The following is an 18,249-nucleotide window of genomic DNA, read 5'->3' as shown; positions in this document are numbered from 1 at the left end:
ATTAAGGCTTATAGTTTAATTGAGATTAATCTATAAGCCTTTACTTTACATAATTATATGAACTTTTTAAGTATAGTTTAAATTCATAAAACTACATATTGCCAATTGATAAATATTTCGTTTCTAAGTAAGGTTCAATACCTTCTGTACCACCTTCACGGCCATATCCACTTTCTTTCATACCGCCAAATGGTGCATGTGCCGCTGATGGACCACCATCATTCCAACCGATAACGCCATAATCAAGTGAATTATATAAGTGGAAACCTGTGCGATAATCGTTTGTAAAGAAGTAAGCAGCTAAGCCAAATTGCGTATCATTCGCCATTTGAATCGCATCTTCTAAGTCAGAGTACGTCGCGATAGGTACAATCGGACCAAACGTTTCTTCTTGCATTGCTAACATGTCTTGGTTCGCATTTGACACGACAACAGGTTTCAAGAAGTTACCGCCTAGTTCTTGGGCGTCTTCTAATGTACGAGATAATTTCGCCCCTTTAGATTCTGCATCTTTCAATTGATTAACTACTTTTTCTACGCCGTCCTTATTGATAAGTGGGCCAATTGTAACACCTTCATCCATACCGTTACCCACTTTTAAATCATGAACTTTTTGCGTTAATTGATCTACAAATTCTTTTTCAACCGCTTCATGTACATACACACGGTTTGCGCAAATACATGTTTGACCTGCATTACGGAATTTAGACGCAATGGTTTGATCTACGGCATAGTCAATATCTGCATCTTCGTGAACGATTAATGGTGCTAGTCCGCCTAGTTCCATTGTTACATTTTCAACAGATTCAGCAGCTTGTGCAATCAGTTTCTTACCGACATCAGTTGACCCAGTAAATGTGACTTTCTGCATGATTGGATGTTTCGTGAAAAGGTCTCCCGCATCTTTACCTGACATAATGACATATTGCACAGCGTCTTCTGGGATACCCGCTTCGTGTGCAAGTTCAATTAAACGAATGGTAGTTAATGGCGTTTGTGTAGCTGGTTTACATACAATCGTACAACCTGCAGCTAACGCTGGCGCAATCTTACGTGTAATCATCGCAGCAGGGAAATTCCATGGTGTAATCGCGCCTACTACACCCACTGGAAATTTCTTTACAATGATATTTTTATCAGGTGTATTGGCAGGAATCGTACGTCCATAAATACGTTTCGCTTCTTCAGCATACCAAGAGACATATGAATTAGCATAATCTACTTCACCTTGAGCTTCTTTTAAAGGTTTACCGCCTTCTTTAGTAATCAATTCTGCTAATTCATCTTTATGTTCATCAATAAGTGAGAACCATTGATATAATTTATCAGCACGTTCATATGCGTCTACTTCTCTCCAAGATTTAAAAGCCTCATGTGCCTTCTCAATTTGTTGCTTCGCTGTCGCTTCATCTGTGTAGTCCAACGTTTCGATTACTTCATTTGTTGCCGGATTTAATACTTCTAATGATGCCACTATGATCCACCCCTTTTAAAGTTTGAGAGTTATTGATACAAGTATATACCCGTACAAATAGATAATCTATCAAACCGTTTACATATATCAGAACATCGCTCTACTTCCTATGCTCTGTAATCCTTGATAAAATATGATAAATGCATTTAAATTACGAGTTTTTAAGGAGTTTGTTATGGATAAAAAGATTGTTGTAATCGGTGCTGGGCTAAGTGGTCTTGTTGCTGCGACAGAATTACTGAAAAAAGGTTATCACGTTACAATGTTAGACCAAGAGCCACGCCAAGCGATTGGTGGACAAGCGTATTGGTCATTCGGTGGATTGTTCCTAGTGAATTCTAAAATCCAACAACGTTTAGGAGTAAAAGATTCTTATGAATTGGCGTTAAACGACTGGCTAGGTTCAGCACAGTTTGACCGTCCCGATGATGAAGACTATTGGGCGAGACAATGGGCTGAAGCGTATGTTAGATTTGCGACATTTGAAAAGGAACAATATTTAAAAGAGATGGGCGTGCGCTTAACACCTATTTTAGGTTGGGCTGAACGCGGTGGTGCGTCGGCTTCTGGGCATGGCAATTCTGTGCCACGTTTCCACATTACGTGGGGTACAGGTCCAGGACTTGTGGAACCGTTTGTACAATACATTTTCCAAAAAGAGCAAGAAGGCAAGTTTCAATTTCTACCGCGCCATCAAGTAACAGAAGTCGGTATTGAGAATAATCAAGTGACGCATGTGGCTGGAAATATCTTAGAACCAAGTGACGTTGAACGTGGCGAGAAATCTTCTCGTACTATCATTGATACCTTCCATTATCCCGTAGATGAGTTGTTAATCACTTCTGGCGGTATTGGCGCAAATATGCCGTTAATTCGTAAATATTGGCCTAAACGTTTAGGTAATCCGCCTCAAACAATGATTCAAGGTGTGCCAGATTCTACAGATGGTCGTCTCATTCAGATTACAGAAGACGCTGGGGCAAATGTCGTTAATAAAGACCGTATGTGGCACTACACGGAAGGCATTCAGAACCACAGTCCAATTTGGTCGAATCATGGTATTCGTATCATTCCTGGTCCGTCATCTATGTGGTTCGATGCAACAGGTCGTCGTATGGACGCACCTGATTATCCAGGTTTCGATACGTTGCATACATTAGAAACCATCATGAAAACAGGCTATGATTATTCGTGGTTTATCTTAACGGAAGACATCATTAAGAAAGAATTTGTGTTATCAGGCTCTGAACAGAATCCGGATTTGACGGATAAAGATATTAAGTTGTTAATTCAAGAACGTTTGGGCAGTAAGGCAACTTCTCCTGTAGAAGCATTTATGAATAAAGGGCCAGATTTCGTAATGGCTGATGATTTAGGCACGCTTGTTCGAAAAATGAATGACCTTACAGGTGACGATTTATTAGATTACGAAGCCATTAAACACAAAATTAAAGCCAGAGACTTGCAAATTGATAATAAATTTAGCAAAGATCCTCAAATTTCATTTATTCATAATGCCCGCCAATTCTTAGGAGATAAATTAGTACGTACTGCAAAACCTCATAAAATTTTAAGTGGCAAAAATGGTAAGTTAATCGCAGTTAAATTAAATATTATTAGCCGTAAAACCCTTGGCGGTATTCAAACAAACCTTGATGGCCAAGCACTTAATCATGACATGCAACCTATTACAGGTTTATATGCTGCTGGAGAAGCGTCAGGCTTTGGTGGCGGTGGCGGTGGCGTTCATGGTTATCGTGCCCTTGAAGGTACGTTCCTAGGTGGTTGTATCTTTAGTGGTATCCGTGCAACTGAAGGCATCCATCACCATATACATTAAAACTAATAAATATTCACACTATAAATTATCAAATTTTATTCTGCATAAAATATCATTCTTTATACATTTTAGTGTAATATGAAAGCGTATTGTGACATGTCTATTCATGACTCACAATACGCTTTTCTTCTATCACAATTATTTAATTTTTAATCCTCTATAACGATTTAACGTACCAATGAATTCTTGTTTGCGTGGTAAAGCTAAATTGCCTGGATGCCCTTCAAAGTGTGATACCGCTTCAAGGCCTTCCTTTTCAATCAACGCGTACATACGATTGGTAGCGTCAATAAGGTTAGTATGTTCATCTATCAGATGACGTCTAAAGTAATCAATCATTACCGTAAGCGCATTCGTCTGACTATCATCAATCAATTGCTCTAAACCAGAAATATTAATAGCCTCTTTACCATACATAATGGTATGCAAACCTTTCGCTTTCAAACGATCATCTTTCCATTTTTTAGAAAATGAAGCCCCTAAAGGCACACGAGCTGGAATATCACCAAATTGCGCATTTGACTCAGCATCACGCTGATATCCATCTTCATCAGCAATTGCTTTAGCCTCGGACGTCACATCTTTCAAGTGATATTCATCCATCATCAAGACATGATCTGCTACATCAAAGTAATCGCCAGAACCACCAACAATGAGAATGGTAGAAACATTATAATCGTCATACAGCGGTTTAACTTTACTTGAAAATGGCGTAATCGGCTCTTTGTCAGGCGCAATTAACTTCTGCATGCGACCATCACGAATCATAAAGTTCGTAGCAGACGTGTCTTCATCAATTAATAATGTAGATGTTTGCGCTTCTAACGCTTCCATCACGTTCGTCGCTTGAGATGTACTGCCACTCGCATTCTCTGTTGAAAAGTGAGTCGTATCTTTCTTGCCTGGCAAGTTGTCGATAAATGGACTGATGTTTACATTTTGGATACTACGGCCATCTTCAGCGCGAATCTTCATGGCATCATGACGCGTAAGGACAAACTCTCGCCCATCATTAGGAATGTGGTTGTAAACGCCACGTTCAAGCGCTTCAAGTAGTGTTGATTTACCGTGGTATCCGCCACCGACAATGAGCGTGATGCCTTCTGGAATAGACATCCCTGTGACTGCCCGACCACTAGGTAAGTTAAACGTCGTTTCCACTGGTTCAGGACTTCTAAATTTAATGGCATCTTTCATAGGCGCATCAGATACACCACTTTTCCTAGGTAAGATAGAATCGTTAGCGACGAAAGCAACTAAGTTTTGTTGTTCAAGTTGTTCTCTAATATACGTTTGATCCAGTTTTAATGTCACTTGATTCTGAAGCGCTTGTTGATTAATATTTTTGAAAATGAGTGATTGGTCGACAATCGATGGAAGTCCTTGAATTAAAGTATGCGCGGCTGCTTTTCCAAGAATCTTACGCCCTGCAGCTGGCATACCTACTTCAATGCGTACTTCGATATCTTTATCGTTGATAACAACTGCAGTACGCTCCAGAATTTCTTGCCCACAATGGTCGATAAAGATTTTACCGTTTTTACCGGCGCCTTTAACCGTATGATTAAATTTCGCAGCTTGCTTAGCAAACGTTCTTGTTAGAAAGTCAGCCACTGCGATGCGTTTATCCTTCGTATCCAGTAAATTGTCTGGTATTTGAGCGCTATTACGATCAATAATCAAACGCATTTTTGAAGGTGGTGCGAAAGGATCTACTTGCACATGATCTATGGCTAATCGAAATTGATCGAAAGCATATGTGCCTTTTGTTCGTTTATACGCTCCATATTTTTGGCCATCTAGAGACTTCAATGTCTTTTCAAGTTCTGTCGAGCGTTTCATAGTTATTCCTCCGTTCAGTTAGTGTATATAAATTATTTACCCAACCTCCCCGGCCGCCATAACTTTATTCTAGAAATTCTTAATTTTAGGCATAAAAAATAACCATCCCTAACTTTGGCGAGTTAGATGGTTATTTTTTATCCCTAACTAAAAGCCACCGTCTTTTTAACGGGTTTGCTAGAGCAGTAGTGTTAGCGCACTAGTGCTCTTTTCATTTTTATAATAGCACTAGTGCCAAAAAAGTGCAAATTTTCCTTTCTCGTACGTTCAAAGAGAAACTATAATGCAGTGTAACCACCATCAATAGTGAAGACACTACCTTGTGCGAATGATGACGCATCAGAAGCAAGGTATACGACGATACCGCCTAATTCTTCTGGTTCACCTGGACGTCCCATAGGTGTAGCGCCCATCCAGTAATCAATCATTTCTCCACCAGTATTGAACATTGGTTCCGTTAACGCTGTTTTCATGTATCCTGGCGCAATTGTGTTCACTTTAATACCATATTTAGACCATTCCATCGCTAAGCTTTTCGTTAACATGATAACGCCTGCTTTAGAAGCGTTGTAAGATGCTTGTTCTTGTGGTTTGTTGGCGATTAAACCTGACATAGAAGATGTATTGATGATTGAACCATTACCTTGTTTAATCATTTGACGGCCTACCGCTTGTGCTACTAAGAATACGCCGTTTAAGTTTAAGTTAATAACTTTTAACCAGTTTTCGTATGACACATCTTCTGCTTTTTCATTGATTGTCATACCCGCATTGTTTACTAATACGTCAATTTTTCCATATTCTTTAACAACGTCTTCAACCATTTTGTTAACGTCTTCAGGATTTGTAACGTCTACTTTTAATGCTGTCGTTTTAACGCCTTCTTTTTCAGCGATAGCAGTAGCAGTTTCTTGAGCTAAGTCTAATTTAATATCGGCGATAACAATGTCTGCGCCCGCTTGTGCTAAGGCTTCAGCCATGGCTTTACCTAGCCCCATTGCGCCTCCTGTTACAATTGCAACTTTCCCATTAATTTTAAATTGATCAATAATGTTTGTCATGTTTCTCTCACCCTTCTAATTTGTTTGCGCATTAACTGCTGTATTTGATTGTGTGTTAACTGTAGTATTTACTTGTTTACTCGGTTGTTGCACTTTCATAAAGAACGTCAAAATAAAGCCAACAACGTAAAGAATTGCATAAATCCAAATAGTTACTTCTGCTGTTGTAAACGATAGTGCGACACTGGCAAGACCGTAACCAATAAAATTACTTAATCCAGCTGCTAAGTTATGTACAGAAACTGCAGCACCTTTATGATCAGGCACTAATGTTGGGAAGATAGCTGACATCGGCACATACGCTGCAACTGCAAAACCTAACATTAACGCTATTAATGTCGTGATGAAGACATTTGGACCACTCCATGATGGCAAGTAATAGAATGCCAACGTTGATATCGCCATACCAATACAACCGAACCAACGTACTTGACGTACCCAGCCAATCTTGTCACCAACGACACCCCAGAATAAGTTAGTAAAGATTGTGACAAAGTACATCAAGCCCCATACACGTAACCATTGTGATGTAGTGAAACCAAAATCAGATGTATAAACGTGTGGTAAGAATACAACTAAACCAAATAAAGACAATTGGTTGATAATACGTACCACAAAAGCAACAGCTACGTCTTTCTTACCTAAAATCGTAATACCGCGACCAAATTCTTTTAAAATTTCCCCTTTAGTCATGCGTTTAGCTTCAACATCTGCACCTTTATTATCTTTAACAAAGAACATGGCAATAAGACCGCCAATTGCGATAAAGATAATTGATGACCATAACGTACCTTCTTCACCAATAAATGGAATTGTGAAGCTTGGTAAGTATGAACCTAATACACCAATACCGATAGAATACATTGCCCAGAACCAACCCATTGCTGACGCAAGTTTATGACTAGGTGAAGAATATGTAATCCAAACTACAAAGCTATAAATAAACATTGGATACGCAAATCCACGAATACCATACATAATCATCATCATCGCGTAGTTATCTTGAGCTAAACCTAACGTTAAGAATCCAACATGGAAGACAATCCAAATAATAAATGCGATTGTCATGATACGTTTCGGACTGAAGATTTCAGCCATCACACCTGACATCCATGAGGCTACGGCTACGATTAAGCCGTAAACTGTTAATACATTCCCGGCTTCCGCATTACTGTAGCCAAGACTCATAATATATTTAGATAAAAATGCTTGTTCTACCCCATCACCAGTCATAAAGATTGCTACGGCGATATACCCCCAAATTAAAACCATAGGTAAACCTAAAAACTGGCGTTCCTGTTTTTGTAAATCATTAACCACCTTAATCCCACTTTCTACCTTTGTTTAATTGTTTATTTGATTATTTTGTACTAAATTGTTCATGTGCAAGACGTTCAAGCGGAATGCCTTGTTTGAAGCGTTCTGTGTAAGCACTGAAACTGTCGATTTCTTCTTTAGTAGGTTCAATCGTTAGAGATTCAGTACCTTTAAATGCAAAATCATTAAGATATGTTGCTAAATTCGTTGTTTCTTCTTCAATCATGTATCTTGCTAACACCGCGATACCCCATGCGCCACCTTCACTCGCCGTTTGCATCACTAGCACTGGACTTTGAAGCGCAGCCGCTAAGAATGTTTGTGCGACTTTTTCCGTTTTGAAAATGCCGCCATGACCGTACATTGAATCAATTTGAATATTTTCTTTATCTTTTAATAAATCAATACCGATTTTTAATGTACTGAAGGCACTGTAAATATGTGTCTTCATCAAGTTAGCAAGATTAAATTTACTATCAACAGAACGTACGAGCATTGGATAACCATGTTGTACATCTGTAATAAATTCACCTGATATATAGCCAAAAGATAATAATTTACCTAAATCTTGATCACCTTTTAAAGCGCTTTCAAATAACTTTGTAAAAAGTTCTCCTTTATCATATTTCACGCCCATGGTATCTAACACTTCACCAAATAAATCCGCCCAAGCGTTAATATCAGAAGTACAATTATTCGCGTGAATCATCGCAACTTCGTAACCATCTGGTGTAGTGACAATATCGACTTCAGGATATACAGCTTTAATTGGTTTCTCTAAGACAATCATTGAAAAAATACTTGTACCTGCTGAGATGTTACCAGTTCTTGGCGCTACACTATTCGTCGCAACCATCCCCGTTGCCGCGTCAGCTTCTGGGGCACATAAAGGGCACCCTGCTTGTAATTCACCATTTGGATCGATTAATTTAGCGCCTGTTTCTGTAAGACGTCCCGCACACTCACCTGCCACGACGACTTTAGGCAGAATATCGCGAATATCTTGGGTATACCCCTTTTCAGAGAACAAAGCATTAAAACGATCTAGAATATCTTGACGATAATCTTGTGTTTCGCTGTCAATTGGGAACATACCTGAAGCATCGCCAATACCAAGCACTTTCTCGTCAGTAAGATACCAATGAATATAGCCCGCAAGTGTTGTCATGTAACGTACATTCTCTACATGTGGTTCTTGATCTAAAGCAGATTGATAAAGTTGCGCAATACTCCAACGTTCTGGAATATTCACTTGGAAATCTTCACGTAAAATTTCTGCAGCTTTATTTGCATTGTTATTACGCCATGTTCTGAATGGAACGAGTAAATCATCTTTCTCATCAAAAGGTAAGTAACCGTGCATCATACCACTAATACCTAGTGAAGCGAGTTTAGTTACAGTAGCGTTGTACTTATCTTTCAATTCTTGTGTCATTGCGGCATAACTTTTTTGAATGCCAACCCAAGCATCATTCACTGAATACGTCCAATAGCCATCGCGATAGCTGTTCTCCCATTCAAAAGAACCAGTCGCTAGCGTTTGGCATTGGTCATCAATAGCTATGGCTTTAATTCTTGTTGAGCCAAATTCGATGCCTACGGTTAATTTTCCATCTTCAATATATTGCTTAACTTCTGTAGAATTCATCATCTCATCTCGCTTATCTTTTTATGAAAACGTTATCATAAATTAATCCTAGCATATGAAAATTTCATGAAACAAGGTAAATTTTACAATACTCACAACTTTTTAAAGTAAAAAAACACCTTTATTCTAGATTTACATCTATAAAATAAAGGTGTTGATTTTCACTCTATAAGTATTATTTTAAAATACCATATTTTTTCATACTATCAATTGAAGCTAGGATCGCTTCCTCTTTCGTATACATCGGATTCAAGCCTAACACTTCACGCACTTGTTGATTACTCACATTTCTATTCATTTCAAGTAACAATTTACCTTCCTGCACTTCTCTATATAAGACGTCTTACCCTCTTAATTCTCCAAAGCAATTTTAATATGTTCTAAATGATGTCTTTCATGCCAAGACAACTTCGCCAATAACTCAGCCACTGACACATCACTACCATCAGATAATGTAATATTGCGTGATAAATCTTCTTCCGTAACATGATTACCCATCTCTACAATACGTTGATTTAAACCTTCTAAAATATGAAGAGAGATATCAATTGGTAAAAATGAATCAGGCAACTCTACCCATTTATTTTGATTGAACATAAATGCTGTCACACCTTGTTCAGTTAAAGCCATTTTCAAACGTTCGTATAAATTAATTTGTGAATCTGCAATATGATGAACGAGTTGTCTTACCGTCCAACTCCCTTCACGATATTGTTTCTTTAATTGTTCATCACTTAAATGATCGACTGTTTCTTTTAAATGATCGATATAAACCTCAATTTCACTCATCCATTGTTTTACATCTACTAAAGTTGGATCCTTAGGCGCTTCAAATTGACCAATTGGAAATCTAACATCCATACTGTAATCCCCCTTAAATTTTAATACTTACATTTACCCATTCCATCCCAATTTAAAAGTGGCTCACACCTTTAAGGGTGTAAGCCACTTCATAAAAATATATGTTATTGTTCTATGCTAAAAGTAATGGGCTTGAAAAAATAACAAAGAAAACAATTGTTAAAATCAAAGTTGCACCATTTAATAGTCTATTGCCACTCATCATACCTACGATACTAGAGATTACAGATAACAGAATTACAAAAAAGCCTGGTAAATACCAAAACATACTTGTAAACATAATTGAAACAGCTAATAAAAATGATAAAATACATAAAATACTAGAAACTAAATTAATACTGTTTAACCTCATTTAATCTTTTCCTTTCTATAGGTTTAAACAATATTATATAACATTTACACAAAGAAAAGGAATGACTTTTATATAAATATATTTTTAATAAATAAAGCGCAATTATAATGATTGAGGTGATAGCTAATGAAATGGTTTAGTACTAAACTCTTTATCATTTACGCGATTATACTCGTCGCTTTGACTTACTGTATTTATACATTCACTAATCTCTACACACATAAAGGTTTAGGCTTTTATATCAATATCTTTTTAATAAGTTTAGGATGTTTTGTAGGTACCATGAATCATATTTATCGTAAAAAAAAGAAGAAAAAATAAGAGTAGGTTCAAGACTATCATGTCTTGAACCTGCTCTTACTCAATTTAAAATTATAGTTTTAATTAGTGGAATCTCATACCACCGTCAACGATAATTGTTTGTCCAGTGATGTAATCAGAATCGCTACCTGCTAAGAAACTAACCACATTTGCAACGTCTTCCGGTTTAGATAAACGTTTTAATGTAATTTGATCAGTAAATTGTTTCTAACCCCACTCTTCAGGTTGATTATTTTCTTTAGCTAATTTAATCGCAATACCTTCCATCATTGGAGTTTCAACGATACCTGGTGCATAAGCGTTTACTGTAATTCCTTTTTCCGCTAAGTCACGTGCAGCAACTTGAGTTAAACCACGTACAGCAAATTTAGTACTACTGTATAAAGATAAACCTTTGTTACCTTCAACACCTGCTTGAGAAGTGGCGTTGATGATTTTACCGCCATGACCTAATTTTTCAAATTGTTCTAACGCAGCTTGGATACCCCAGAAGACACCACCAATATTAACGCCGATAACTTGGCTAAATTGTTCAGGTGTTACTGTGTCAATAGGTGTCATTGGTCCTAAACCAGCATTATTTACTAATACATTAAATTCACCGAAATGTTCTACCACACCACGTAAAACATTAAAGACATTTTCACGGTCTGAAACATCTGCTTTAAATGCAACTGCTTCTTGACCTTCTGCTTTTAATGAAGCTGCTGCTTTTTTAGCGCCTTCTTCATTAAAGTCAACAAGCGCTACACTAAATCCATCGTTAAATAAACGTTCAGCGATTTTAAATCCAATCCCTTGTGCAGCACCTGTAACGACTGCGACTTTTTTCGCATTACTCATAAAAAACACCTCTTAAAATATTATTCATTTATTATATTATCACTTTTATATAATAATATTTTGAACGCTTTATGAATAATCTTTGGCAGTTTTGTGAGGTGTCTTCAGATAAATCATTTTTACTAATGCTTTAAATACTTTATAAAAGCTTGAACAGAGCTATCATGATTGCGCTCCTTGTGTGTTACAGCAACAAAGTTAATAAAATAATTGAAAGGCTGACCCAGAGGAATTGCTTCAATTAATTCATTATTCAAGAATGGTTCATTTTCTAACATTAAACTAGAAACAATACCCACACCTAACCCTTCCGCTACTGTTCTCATTAGTACCACAGGATTATTAGTTCGAAAGACAATTTTTAGTTCCCCGCTTGTCTGTTCAAATTGTCTTAAATGATGATGGTAAAAACTACGATCGTATAGTACAAACGGATAATCTTTGATATCTTCTAAATCGACTGTATCTTTAAACGTCAACTTAGATTTAGCTGGGACAATCAATTTAAAATTCGAGGTTAAATTAAGTGACGTTTCAATAATATTCTTCGGGGTTTCATTGATGGTCGTTTGACCAGTTAATCCCAAGTCAATTTCATTATTCTCAACCATTGAAACAATATCTTCACGATCCGCTTCAATCACTTCAATATCTACATTAGGATAATCTTGTTTGAACTGTGATAGTGCTTTAGGCACTAATTTATGGAAAATAGTTGGTATAGTTGCAATTTTTAACTTACCGGCAATATTCGTCTGTAAGCTATCTATTTCAATCATTAAATGTTCTTTAGCTTCAAGTATTTCTAAAATTTTAGGTATCAATTGCTTTCCTATTTTCGTTGGGACAGTGCCTTTTCGGGAACGGTAAAACAATTGATAACCTAACTCTTTCTCAAGACTAGCAATTGACTGACTCATTGCCGATTGGCTAATATGCATCATCTGACTTGCACGAACAATCGATTCTTGTTCATAGACCGTTTTAATATAGCTTAATTGCTCAAAGTTCATTTCACACCTCTTCAATATTAGCTCTACTTATATTAACTTCATTAATTCTAATTATACATTAGTATAATTGATTACTATAATGACTTTATATAGGAAAACACATATTCAGAATGATGATTTAGGAGGGAGAACATGGCTCAACGTCTATGGACAAAAGACTTCATCTTTGTAACGTTAGTTAATTTATTTATGTATTTAATCCATTATATGCTTATCGTTACAGTAACCTCATTTACTATTGATGAATACCATGCGTCAGAAAGCATGGGGGGCTTAGCTGCCGGCGTATTTATTATCGGTATGTTAGGTGGCAGGCTCGGTTCTGGTCGTATTATCGATAGTTTACAACCGAAAAAGGTATTACTCGGAGGCGTCATCGCTTCAATCATTGCGATTGCATTGTATTTCACAATTAATAATATTTGGGTATTAATGTTAATTCGATTTATTCATGGTTTAGCTTTCGGTTTTTCATCTACTGCGACTGGTACAATTTCATCACGTATTATTCCCGAAGAACGTAAAGGGGAAGGTATTGGTTATTATGGACTAAGCGTGACATTAGCCTCTGCATTCGGACCATTTCTTGGGTTAGTGTTAGACAACAATTTAGGATTTTCTTCAATTTTTGCAATTGGCCTAATCAGTATTCTTATCGCATTTGTCTTTACTATTTTTATTAAAAAGTTACCAATGGATGAAATGGACACAAGTGAAGATGCGACACGCAAGCCGAAAGGGATTAACGCATTTTTACAAAGAGAAGCTCTACCTATCTCAATGGTAGTTATTTTAGTCGGTATTGCGTATGCGAGCGTTCTTTCATTCTTATCTATTTATGCTGATTTACTCGACCTAGTCACAGCATCAAGTTTCTTCTTTGTCGTGTTTGCCATTGCGACATTCATTACACGACCATTTACAGGTAAGGTTTATGATCGTTTTGGGGAAAATAAGGTAATGTACCCAGTGTTAGCTAGTTTTGCGATAGGCTTAGTTATCTTAAGCATGACAACTTCTTCATTCACTTTACTTGTAGCAGCAGCCTTTATCGGTATTGGCTATGGTACTGTGATTCCAACTGCACAAGCAATTGCTGTTCAACAATCACCATCTAGTAAAATGGGATTAGCCACATCAACCTTTTATATTTTTGTTGATTTCGGTGCAGGTATGGGACCATTCATCCTAGGAATATTTATCCCTTTCTTAGGCTATAGAAATCTTTATTTAGCGATGGCTGGTGTTATTATCATAGCTATCATTGCGTATTACTTCATACACGGTCGCCATCATAAACACCCTCACAAAGTATCAACAAATCATTCATAAGGAAATAATATAAAAAAGAGGAATTTGAGCCACTTCAACTTAAATTCCTCTTTTCTTATTAAAAGCTGATATAACAAGGTTTTTAAGACGTCCCTCCTACTAACTTCAGACAAACCTCAGTCTTACCCCATCGCATTTTAATAACCAATTACCAAGGCAATAGACATTGCAATGGCACAAATGATTACCCATAACAGAATTAATTTCCAAACAAATTTAATCCATTCTGTATATGAAATACGACCTACGGCTAAAGCTCCCATAAGAATGGCTGAAGTAGGAAATAAAATATTACTAATTGAATCACCATATTGAAATGCGAGTACTGTAAGTTGTCGATTAATATGTAATAAATCAGATATTGGAACCATTAACGGCATAGTTGTTAGTGCTTGTCCTGATCCAGATGGTATAAAGAAATTTAGCAAGAATTGTAAAATGAACATAGCAATGATGACTAAAGATGCCGGTACATTGGATAATAAAGTTGTCATACCATGAACAATCGTATCGATAATTTTTTCCATTTTCCAAAATAACTACAATTCCCTTGGCAAAACCTACAATCATTGCTCCAAAAAGTATATTCTGCATACCTTCAATTAAAGCATCAAATGTGCCATTCATTCCTAAGCCACTGACTAAACCAGCGACAATACCAGAAAGTAAGAAGTTGGCACTCATCTCATTAAAAGTCCAATCAAACATAAAAATACCAAAGACATTAAATAAAATCGTCGCTACGATAATTAATAAACTGAAGGCTTGTCGCTTACTAAAATGTTGATATTCAACTTCTTGGTCGGCATGACCTTCTTCTTGTTCAAGATGATAAACGATACTTTTCGTTTTATCCTTTTTAACTTTATGTGCATATAACATGACAGTGGAAATTGCCGCCGTCAGAATAAATAAGTAGATAATTGTACGTAGCCCCCAACCTGAGAACATTGGCAATTCTGCTACCGTTTGAGCTACCCCAACTGTAAATGGATTGAGCATCCCGCCACTAAAACCACTTGCCGCACCTAAAATAACCATAGCCGCGCCTGTTAATGCATCGTAGCCTAATGTACGCGCAATAATAATCCCTATAGGTACAAATATAATTGTTTCTTCAGCTAAACCTATCGTAAATCCTAAAATTGAAAATACTGTCATTGTTAAAGGAATCATTAGAAAGTTAGCTTTACCTAGTGAACGCATTGCCTTATTAACTCCATTTTCAAAGGCGCCTGTTTTATGAATAATACCGAATGCTCCACCTACTAAAAAGATATAAAATACAATTTCTCCGCCACTGATCAAACCTTCAGGAATGGATCTAAATATTTCTAGAAAATTTAAATGTGCAGAATCAACAGTATGATACGTGCCAGAAACAACTAGCGTTTGGCCACCTTTCTTTTCTCTTGTATATTCACCTGCTGGAATAATATATGTTAGTAACCATGCGAGACCTACCACAAACATCAGTAACGCATAAGTGTGTGGTGTTTTAAATTTAAATCTTCTGGATTTCCTGTCTTCCATTTTTTATCAGCACCTTTATTCATATTTAAATTGATTGAATTTTACAAAAATTATTATTTTTATCATACCCTATTTAGAATTAATGCGTAAGACATAATTTAAAAGAAAAGATTCATTGCAAATCAAAAAAGACGGTAGCACTTGATTTAAAAGTGTTACCGCCTATAGAGGTATAGTTTGAATTTAAAACTTAGTCATGTTGTTTTAAATAAGTTGTAAGTAGTTCTGTATAATAATCAATAAATTTAAAGTATTTCTCTTTATCTACATGTTCGTTTACTTGATGAGGCACTGTTCCAGGACCAAACATTAAGAATGAGAAGTGTTCATCTTTACCTCGTAATAAGTTAGATGCATCTGTTACCGCGACAGTTGGTGATGCTACGATATCTTCATCAAAGATTTGTTTAGCGACCTGTTGTCCTGTCTTGATTAAATCATTGTCTCCAGTTGTTAAAACAGGATCTAAGTCTAAGTACATATTCTCTTCTAATTTACCGCCTTGTTTATTGATTTCTTCAAGGTATTTTTTAAATAATTCTTTCACTTTGGCATTATCGTATTCAGGCACCGTTCTAATATTAAACTCTGCAGTAGCTACGTCTGGCACTGAATTGACTTGATTGCCTCCGTGAATGATTGTATTGCTGATGACTAAGCCTGAGATGACACGTTTAACTTCATCTTCATCTAATTCACTATTTTGTTGTAATTGTGATTGGATACGTTCAATTAAATGAGAGAAATCTAATTTTTCATATTTTAATTCTTTCGAAATACGTTCATATTCTTCATCAATATTTTGAATAAATTGGATTAAAGGCTTAATCGCATTATGACCAATCACTGGCACTGAACTATGCGCTGCGCGTCCTTTAGATGTAATTCTGAAATCCATTGAACCTTTATGCGCATATACAAGGTTTTGTTCAGATGGCTCTGCAATAATTAACGCTTCAACATCATCCATATAACCTTTTTCATATAATTGAGCTGAACCTAACTGTTCCATTTCTTCGCCCGCAGTTGCCATAAATTTGATTGTACCTTTAGGTAAAGCGTCATTTTCTTTAATATCAATCATAGCGATAGCTAAGCCTAACAGACCTGCTTTCATATCTGATGTTCCACGCCCATATAACATGCCATCTTTTTCTGTAAGCTCGAATGGCGGGTAGTCCCAATCATCAGGGTCACCTTCAGATACGACATCCATATGTCCTGAAATACCTACGACAGGACTCCCTTCTCCGATAGAAGCAATTAAATTTACACGATTTTCTTCAACTTCATCAATTTCTGCTTGAATACCATGGTCTTCGAATAATTTTTTTAAATAACGTGCGACTTCAATTTCGTTATCATTTACTGTATTCATTTCAACAATATCGGCTAACATTTGAATTTTTTCTTTTTCTGAAAATATACTCATGAATTCATTACTCCTTTTAAAATAAATACAATTTTAATTATAAATTAACTGTATCATGTTAATTTAGCTAAAGAAAATCATCTAGTTTAAAAGAGAATTAATGTTATATATAAACCTAATAAAGTCATAAATAGCACAGGAATAGTAATAACAATACCTGTTTTAAAATAAATTCCCCAGGAAATTTTAACGTCTTTTTGAGCTAACACGTGAAGCCATAGAAGCGTTGCTAAAGAACCAATTGGCGTAATTTTAGGACCTAAATCTGAACCAATCACATTTGCATACACCATACCTTCTTTAAGAAAGCCTGTAACTTGCGATTGATGAATCGCAATCGCATCTATTAAAACGGTTGGTAAGTTATTCATTATTGATGACAGTATTGCAGAAATAAAGCCTACACCCATAATACTTGTGAATAATCCGTGTACTGAGATATTTGAAAAAATTTGTCCTAACACTGTCGTAATTCCTACATTTTTCAAACCGAAGACGACCAAATACATACCTAATGAAAAAATCACGATATTCCATGGCGCGCCTTTGATAACTTTTCCAATAGAAACCGCATGAGATTTACGAGCCAAGAGTAGGAAAATTATCGCGATACCCCCGGCAATGAATGACACAGGAATATGAAGGAATTCGCTACTTAAATAGCCTACAAGCAGGATCGCTAAAACAATCCAAGATATACGAAAGAGCTTTCGATCTTTAATCGCCGTGTTTGGACTTTGAATAGATTGCGTATCTACCCCCTTCGGAATAGAGGTTCTAAAATAAAGCCATAATACTCCAATACTTGCGATTAGAGAAAATAAGTTTGGAATAATCATTCGACTAAAATATTTAATAAATCCAATATTGAAATAATCAGCAGATACAATATTCACTAAATTGCTTACTGTAAAAGGTAACGACGTCGTATCTGCGATAAATCCACTGGCGATAATAAACGGAAAAATGACTTTCTTATTGAAACCAAGATGACGCACCATTGCGAGTACAATTGGCGTTAAAATTAGTGCCGCACCATCATTCGCAAAGAAAGCTGCCACAACGACGCCAAGTAGCATAATGTAGACAAACATCCTAACGCCATTTCCTTTAGCACCACGCACCATATGTAAAGCTGCCCATTCGAAAAAACCAATTTCATCGAGTATCAGCGAAATTAAAATAATTGCTACGAATGTCAAAGTCGCATTCCATACAATTCCCGTCACTTCTACAATATCCGACCAACCTACAACGCCAGTAATAAGTGCCAATATTGCGCCTATAACAGCAGTAATGGCAATATCTAAACCCTTTGGCTGCCAAATCACAAAAATTAACGTGATGATAAAAATCGCAATTGCTAAAAATGTCATCATA

General features: G+C 36.4%; 13 protein-coding genes and 2 pseudogenes. 2 read left to right on the top strand and 13 right to left on the bottom strand.

All coding sequences use genetic code 11. The features are described 5' to 3' along the window. Positions 1 to 91: 91 nt before the first annotated feature. A complete protein-coding gene (locus E2558_RS08255; RefSeq protein WP_126564742.1) occupies positions 92 to 1,474 on the bottom strand; it encodes an NAD-dependent succinate-semialdehyde dehydrogenase in 1,383 nt (460 codons plus the stop codon). Positions 1,475 to 1,649: 175 nt separating this feature from the next. On the opposite strand from E2558_RS08255, the gene E2558_RS08250 reads away from it, so the two are divergent. Continuing rightward, positions 1,650 to 3,314 (top strand): FAD-binding dehydrogenase, encoded by a 1,665-nt coding sequence (locus tag E2558_RS08250; RefSeq protein ID WP_126564743.1) that lies wholly within the window; start codon positions 1,650 to 1,652, stop codon positions 3,312 to 3,314. 138 nt (positions 3,315 to 3,452) lie between these two features. Here the strand turns inward: E2558_RS08250 and E2558_RS08245 are convergent, their stop codons facing one another. The 9 genes and pseudogenes from E2558_RS08245 to E2558_RS08210 all read right to left on the bottom strand — a co-directional run bounded on the left by E2558_RS08245 (position 3,453) and on the right by E2558_RS08210 (position 12,572). Beyond that, complete coding sequence (locus tag E2558_RS08245; RefSeq protein ID WP_126564744.1) at positions 3,453 to 5,156, bottom strand: ABC-ATPase domain-containing protein; 1,704 nt, start codon at positions 5,154 to 5,156, stop codon at positions 3,453 to 3,455. A 278-nt stretch (positions 5,157 to 5,434) separates the two neighbouring features. Then, complete coding sequence (locus tag E2558_RS08240; protein ID WP_126564745.1) at positions 5,435 to 6,217, bottom strand: glucose 1-dehydrogenase; 783 nt, start codon at positions 6,215 to 6,217, stop codon at positions 5,435 to 5,437. Between the two features lie 15 nt (positions 6,218 to 6,232). Beyond that, positions 6,233 to 7,537 (bottom strand): MFS transporter, encoded by a 1,305-nt coding sequence (locus E2558_RS08235; RefSeq protein WP_126564746.1) that lies wholly within the window; start codon positions 7,535 to 7,537, stop codon positions 6,233 to 6,235. Positions 7,538 to 7,577: 40 nt separating this feature from the next. Beyond that, entirely contained in the window at positions 7,578 to 9,182 is a 1,605-nt protein-coding gene (locus tag E2558_RS08230) for a xylulokinase (RefSeq protein ID WP_126564747.1), read from the bottom strand. Between the two features lie 175 nt (positions 9,183 to 9,357). Continuing rightward, positions 9,358 to 9,492, bottom strand: a complete 135-nt coding sequence (locus tag E2558_RS12540) for a hypothetical protein (RefSeq protein ID WP_261763212.1) — start codon at positions 9,490 to 9,492, stop codon at positions 9,358 to 9,360. A 41-nt stretch (positions 9,493 to 9,533) separates the two neighbouring features. Next, positions 9,534 to 10,043 (bottom strand): YfiT family bacillithiol transferase, encoded by a 510-nt coding sequence (locus E2558_RS08225; RefSeq protein ID WP_126564748.1) that lies wholly within the window; start codon positions 10,041 to 10,043, stop codon positions 9,534 to 9,536. A gap of 112 nt (positions 10,044 to 10,155) precedes the next feature. Then, a complete protein-coding gene (locus E2558_RS08220; protein ID WP_126564749.1) occupies positions 10,156 to 10,395 on the bottom strand; it encodes a hypothetical protein in 240 nt (79 codons plus the stop codon). 384 nt (positions 10,396 to 10,779) lie between these two features. Continuing rightward, positions 10,780 to 11,559: pseudogene (locus E2558_RS08215) on the bottom strand ((S)-acetoin forming diacetyl reductase). Between the two features lie 122 nt (positions 11,560 to 11,681). Beyond that, complete coding sequence (locus E2558_RS08210) at positions 11,682 to 12,572, bottom strand: LysR family transcriptional regulator (RefSeq protein WP_126564750.1); 891 nt, start codon at positions 12,570 to 12,572, stop codon at positions 11,682 to 11,684. Positions 12,573 to 12,704: 132 nt separating this feature from the next. Here E2558_RS08210 and E2558_RS08205 point away from each other — a divergent pair, with 132 nt between their 5' ends. Next, positions 12,705 to 13,904: an MFS transporter gene (locus tag E2558_RS08205; RefSeq protein WP_126564751.1), complete on the top strand. Its 1,200-nt coding sequence runs from the start codon at positions 12,705 to 12,707 to the stop codon at positions 13,902 to 13,904. A 137-nt stretch (positions 13,905 to 14,041) separates the two neighbouring features. Here the strand turns inward: E2558_RS08205 and E2558_RS08200 are convergent. The 3 genes and pseudogenes from E2558_RS08200 to arsB all read right to left on the bottom strand — a co-directional run bounded on the left by E2558_RS08200 (position 14,042) and on the right by arsB (position 18,245). Continuing rightward, positions 14,042 to 15,437, bottom strand: a pseudogene (locus E2558_RS08200) (YfcC family protein). 190 nt (positions 15,438 to 15,627) lie between these two features. Then, positions 15,628 to 16,869 carry an ArgE/DapE family deacylase gene (locus E2558_RS08195; RefSeq protein WP_126564752.1) on the bottom strand — a complete coding sequence of 414 codons (1,242 nt, stop codon included), beginning with the start codon at positions 16,867 to 16,869 and terminating at the stop codon, positions 15,628 to 15,630. A gap of 86 nt (positions 16,870 to 16,955) precedes the next feature. Further along, the gene (gene arsB, locus E2558_RS08190) at positions 16,956 to 18,245 is read right to left on the bottom strand and encodes an arsenite efflux transporter membrane subunit ArsB (protein WP_126564818.1); all 1,290 of its coding nucleotides are present in this window, start codon (positions 18,243 to 18,245) and stop codon (positions 16,956 to 16,958) included. Between the last annotated feature and the right edge of the window lie 4 nt (positions 18,246 to 18,249).

The organism is Staphylococcus pragensis, assembly GCF_004785665.1.
In the GTDB taxonomy this organism is placed as follows: domain Bacteria; phylum Bacillota; class Bacilli; order Staphylococcales; family Staphylococcaceae; genus Staphylococcus; species Staphylococcus pragensis.
The sequence above is the reverse complement of the archived record's forward strand: the minus strand, read 5'-3'. Positions and strand labels throughout refer to the sequence as shown.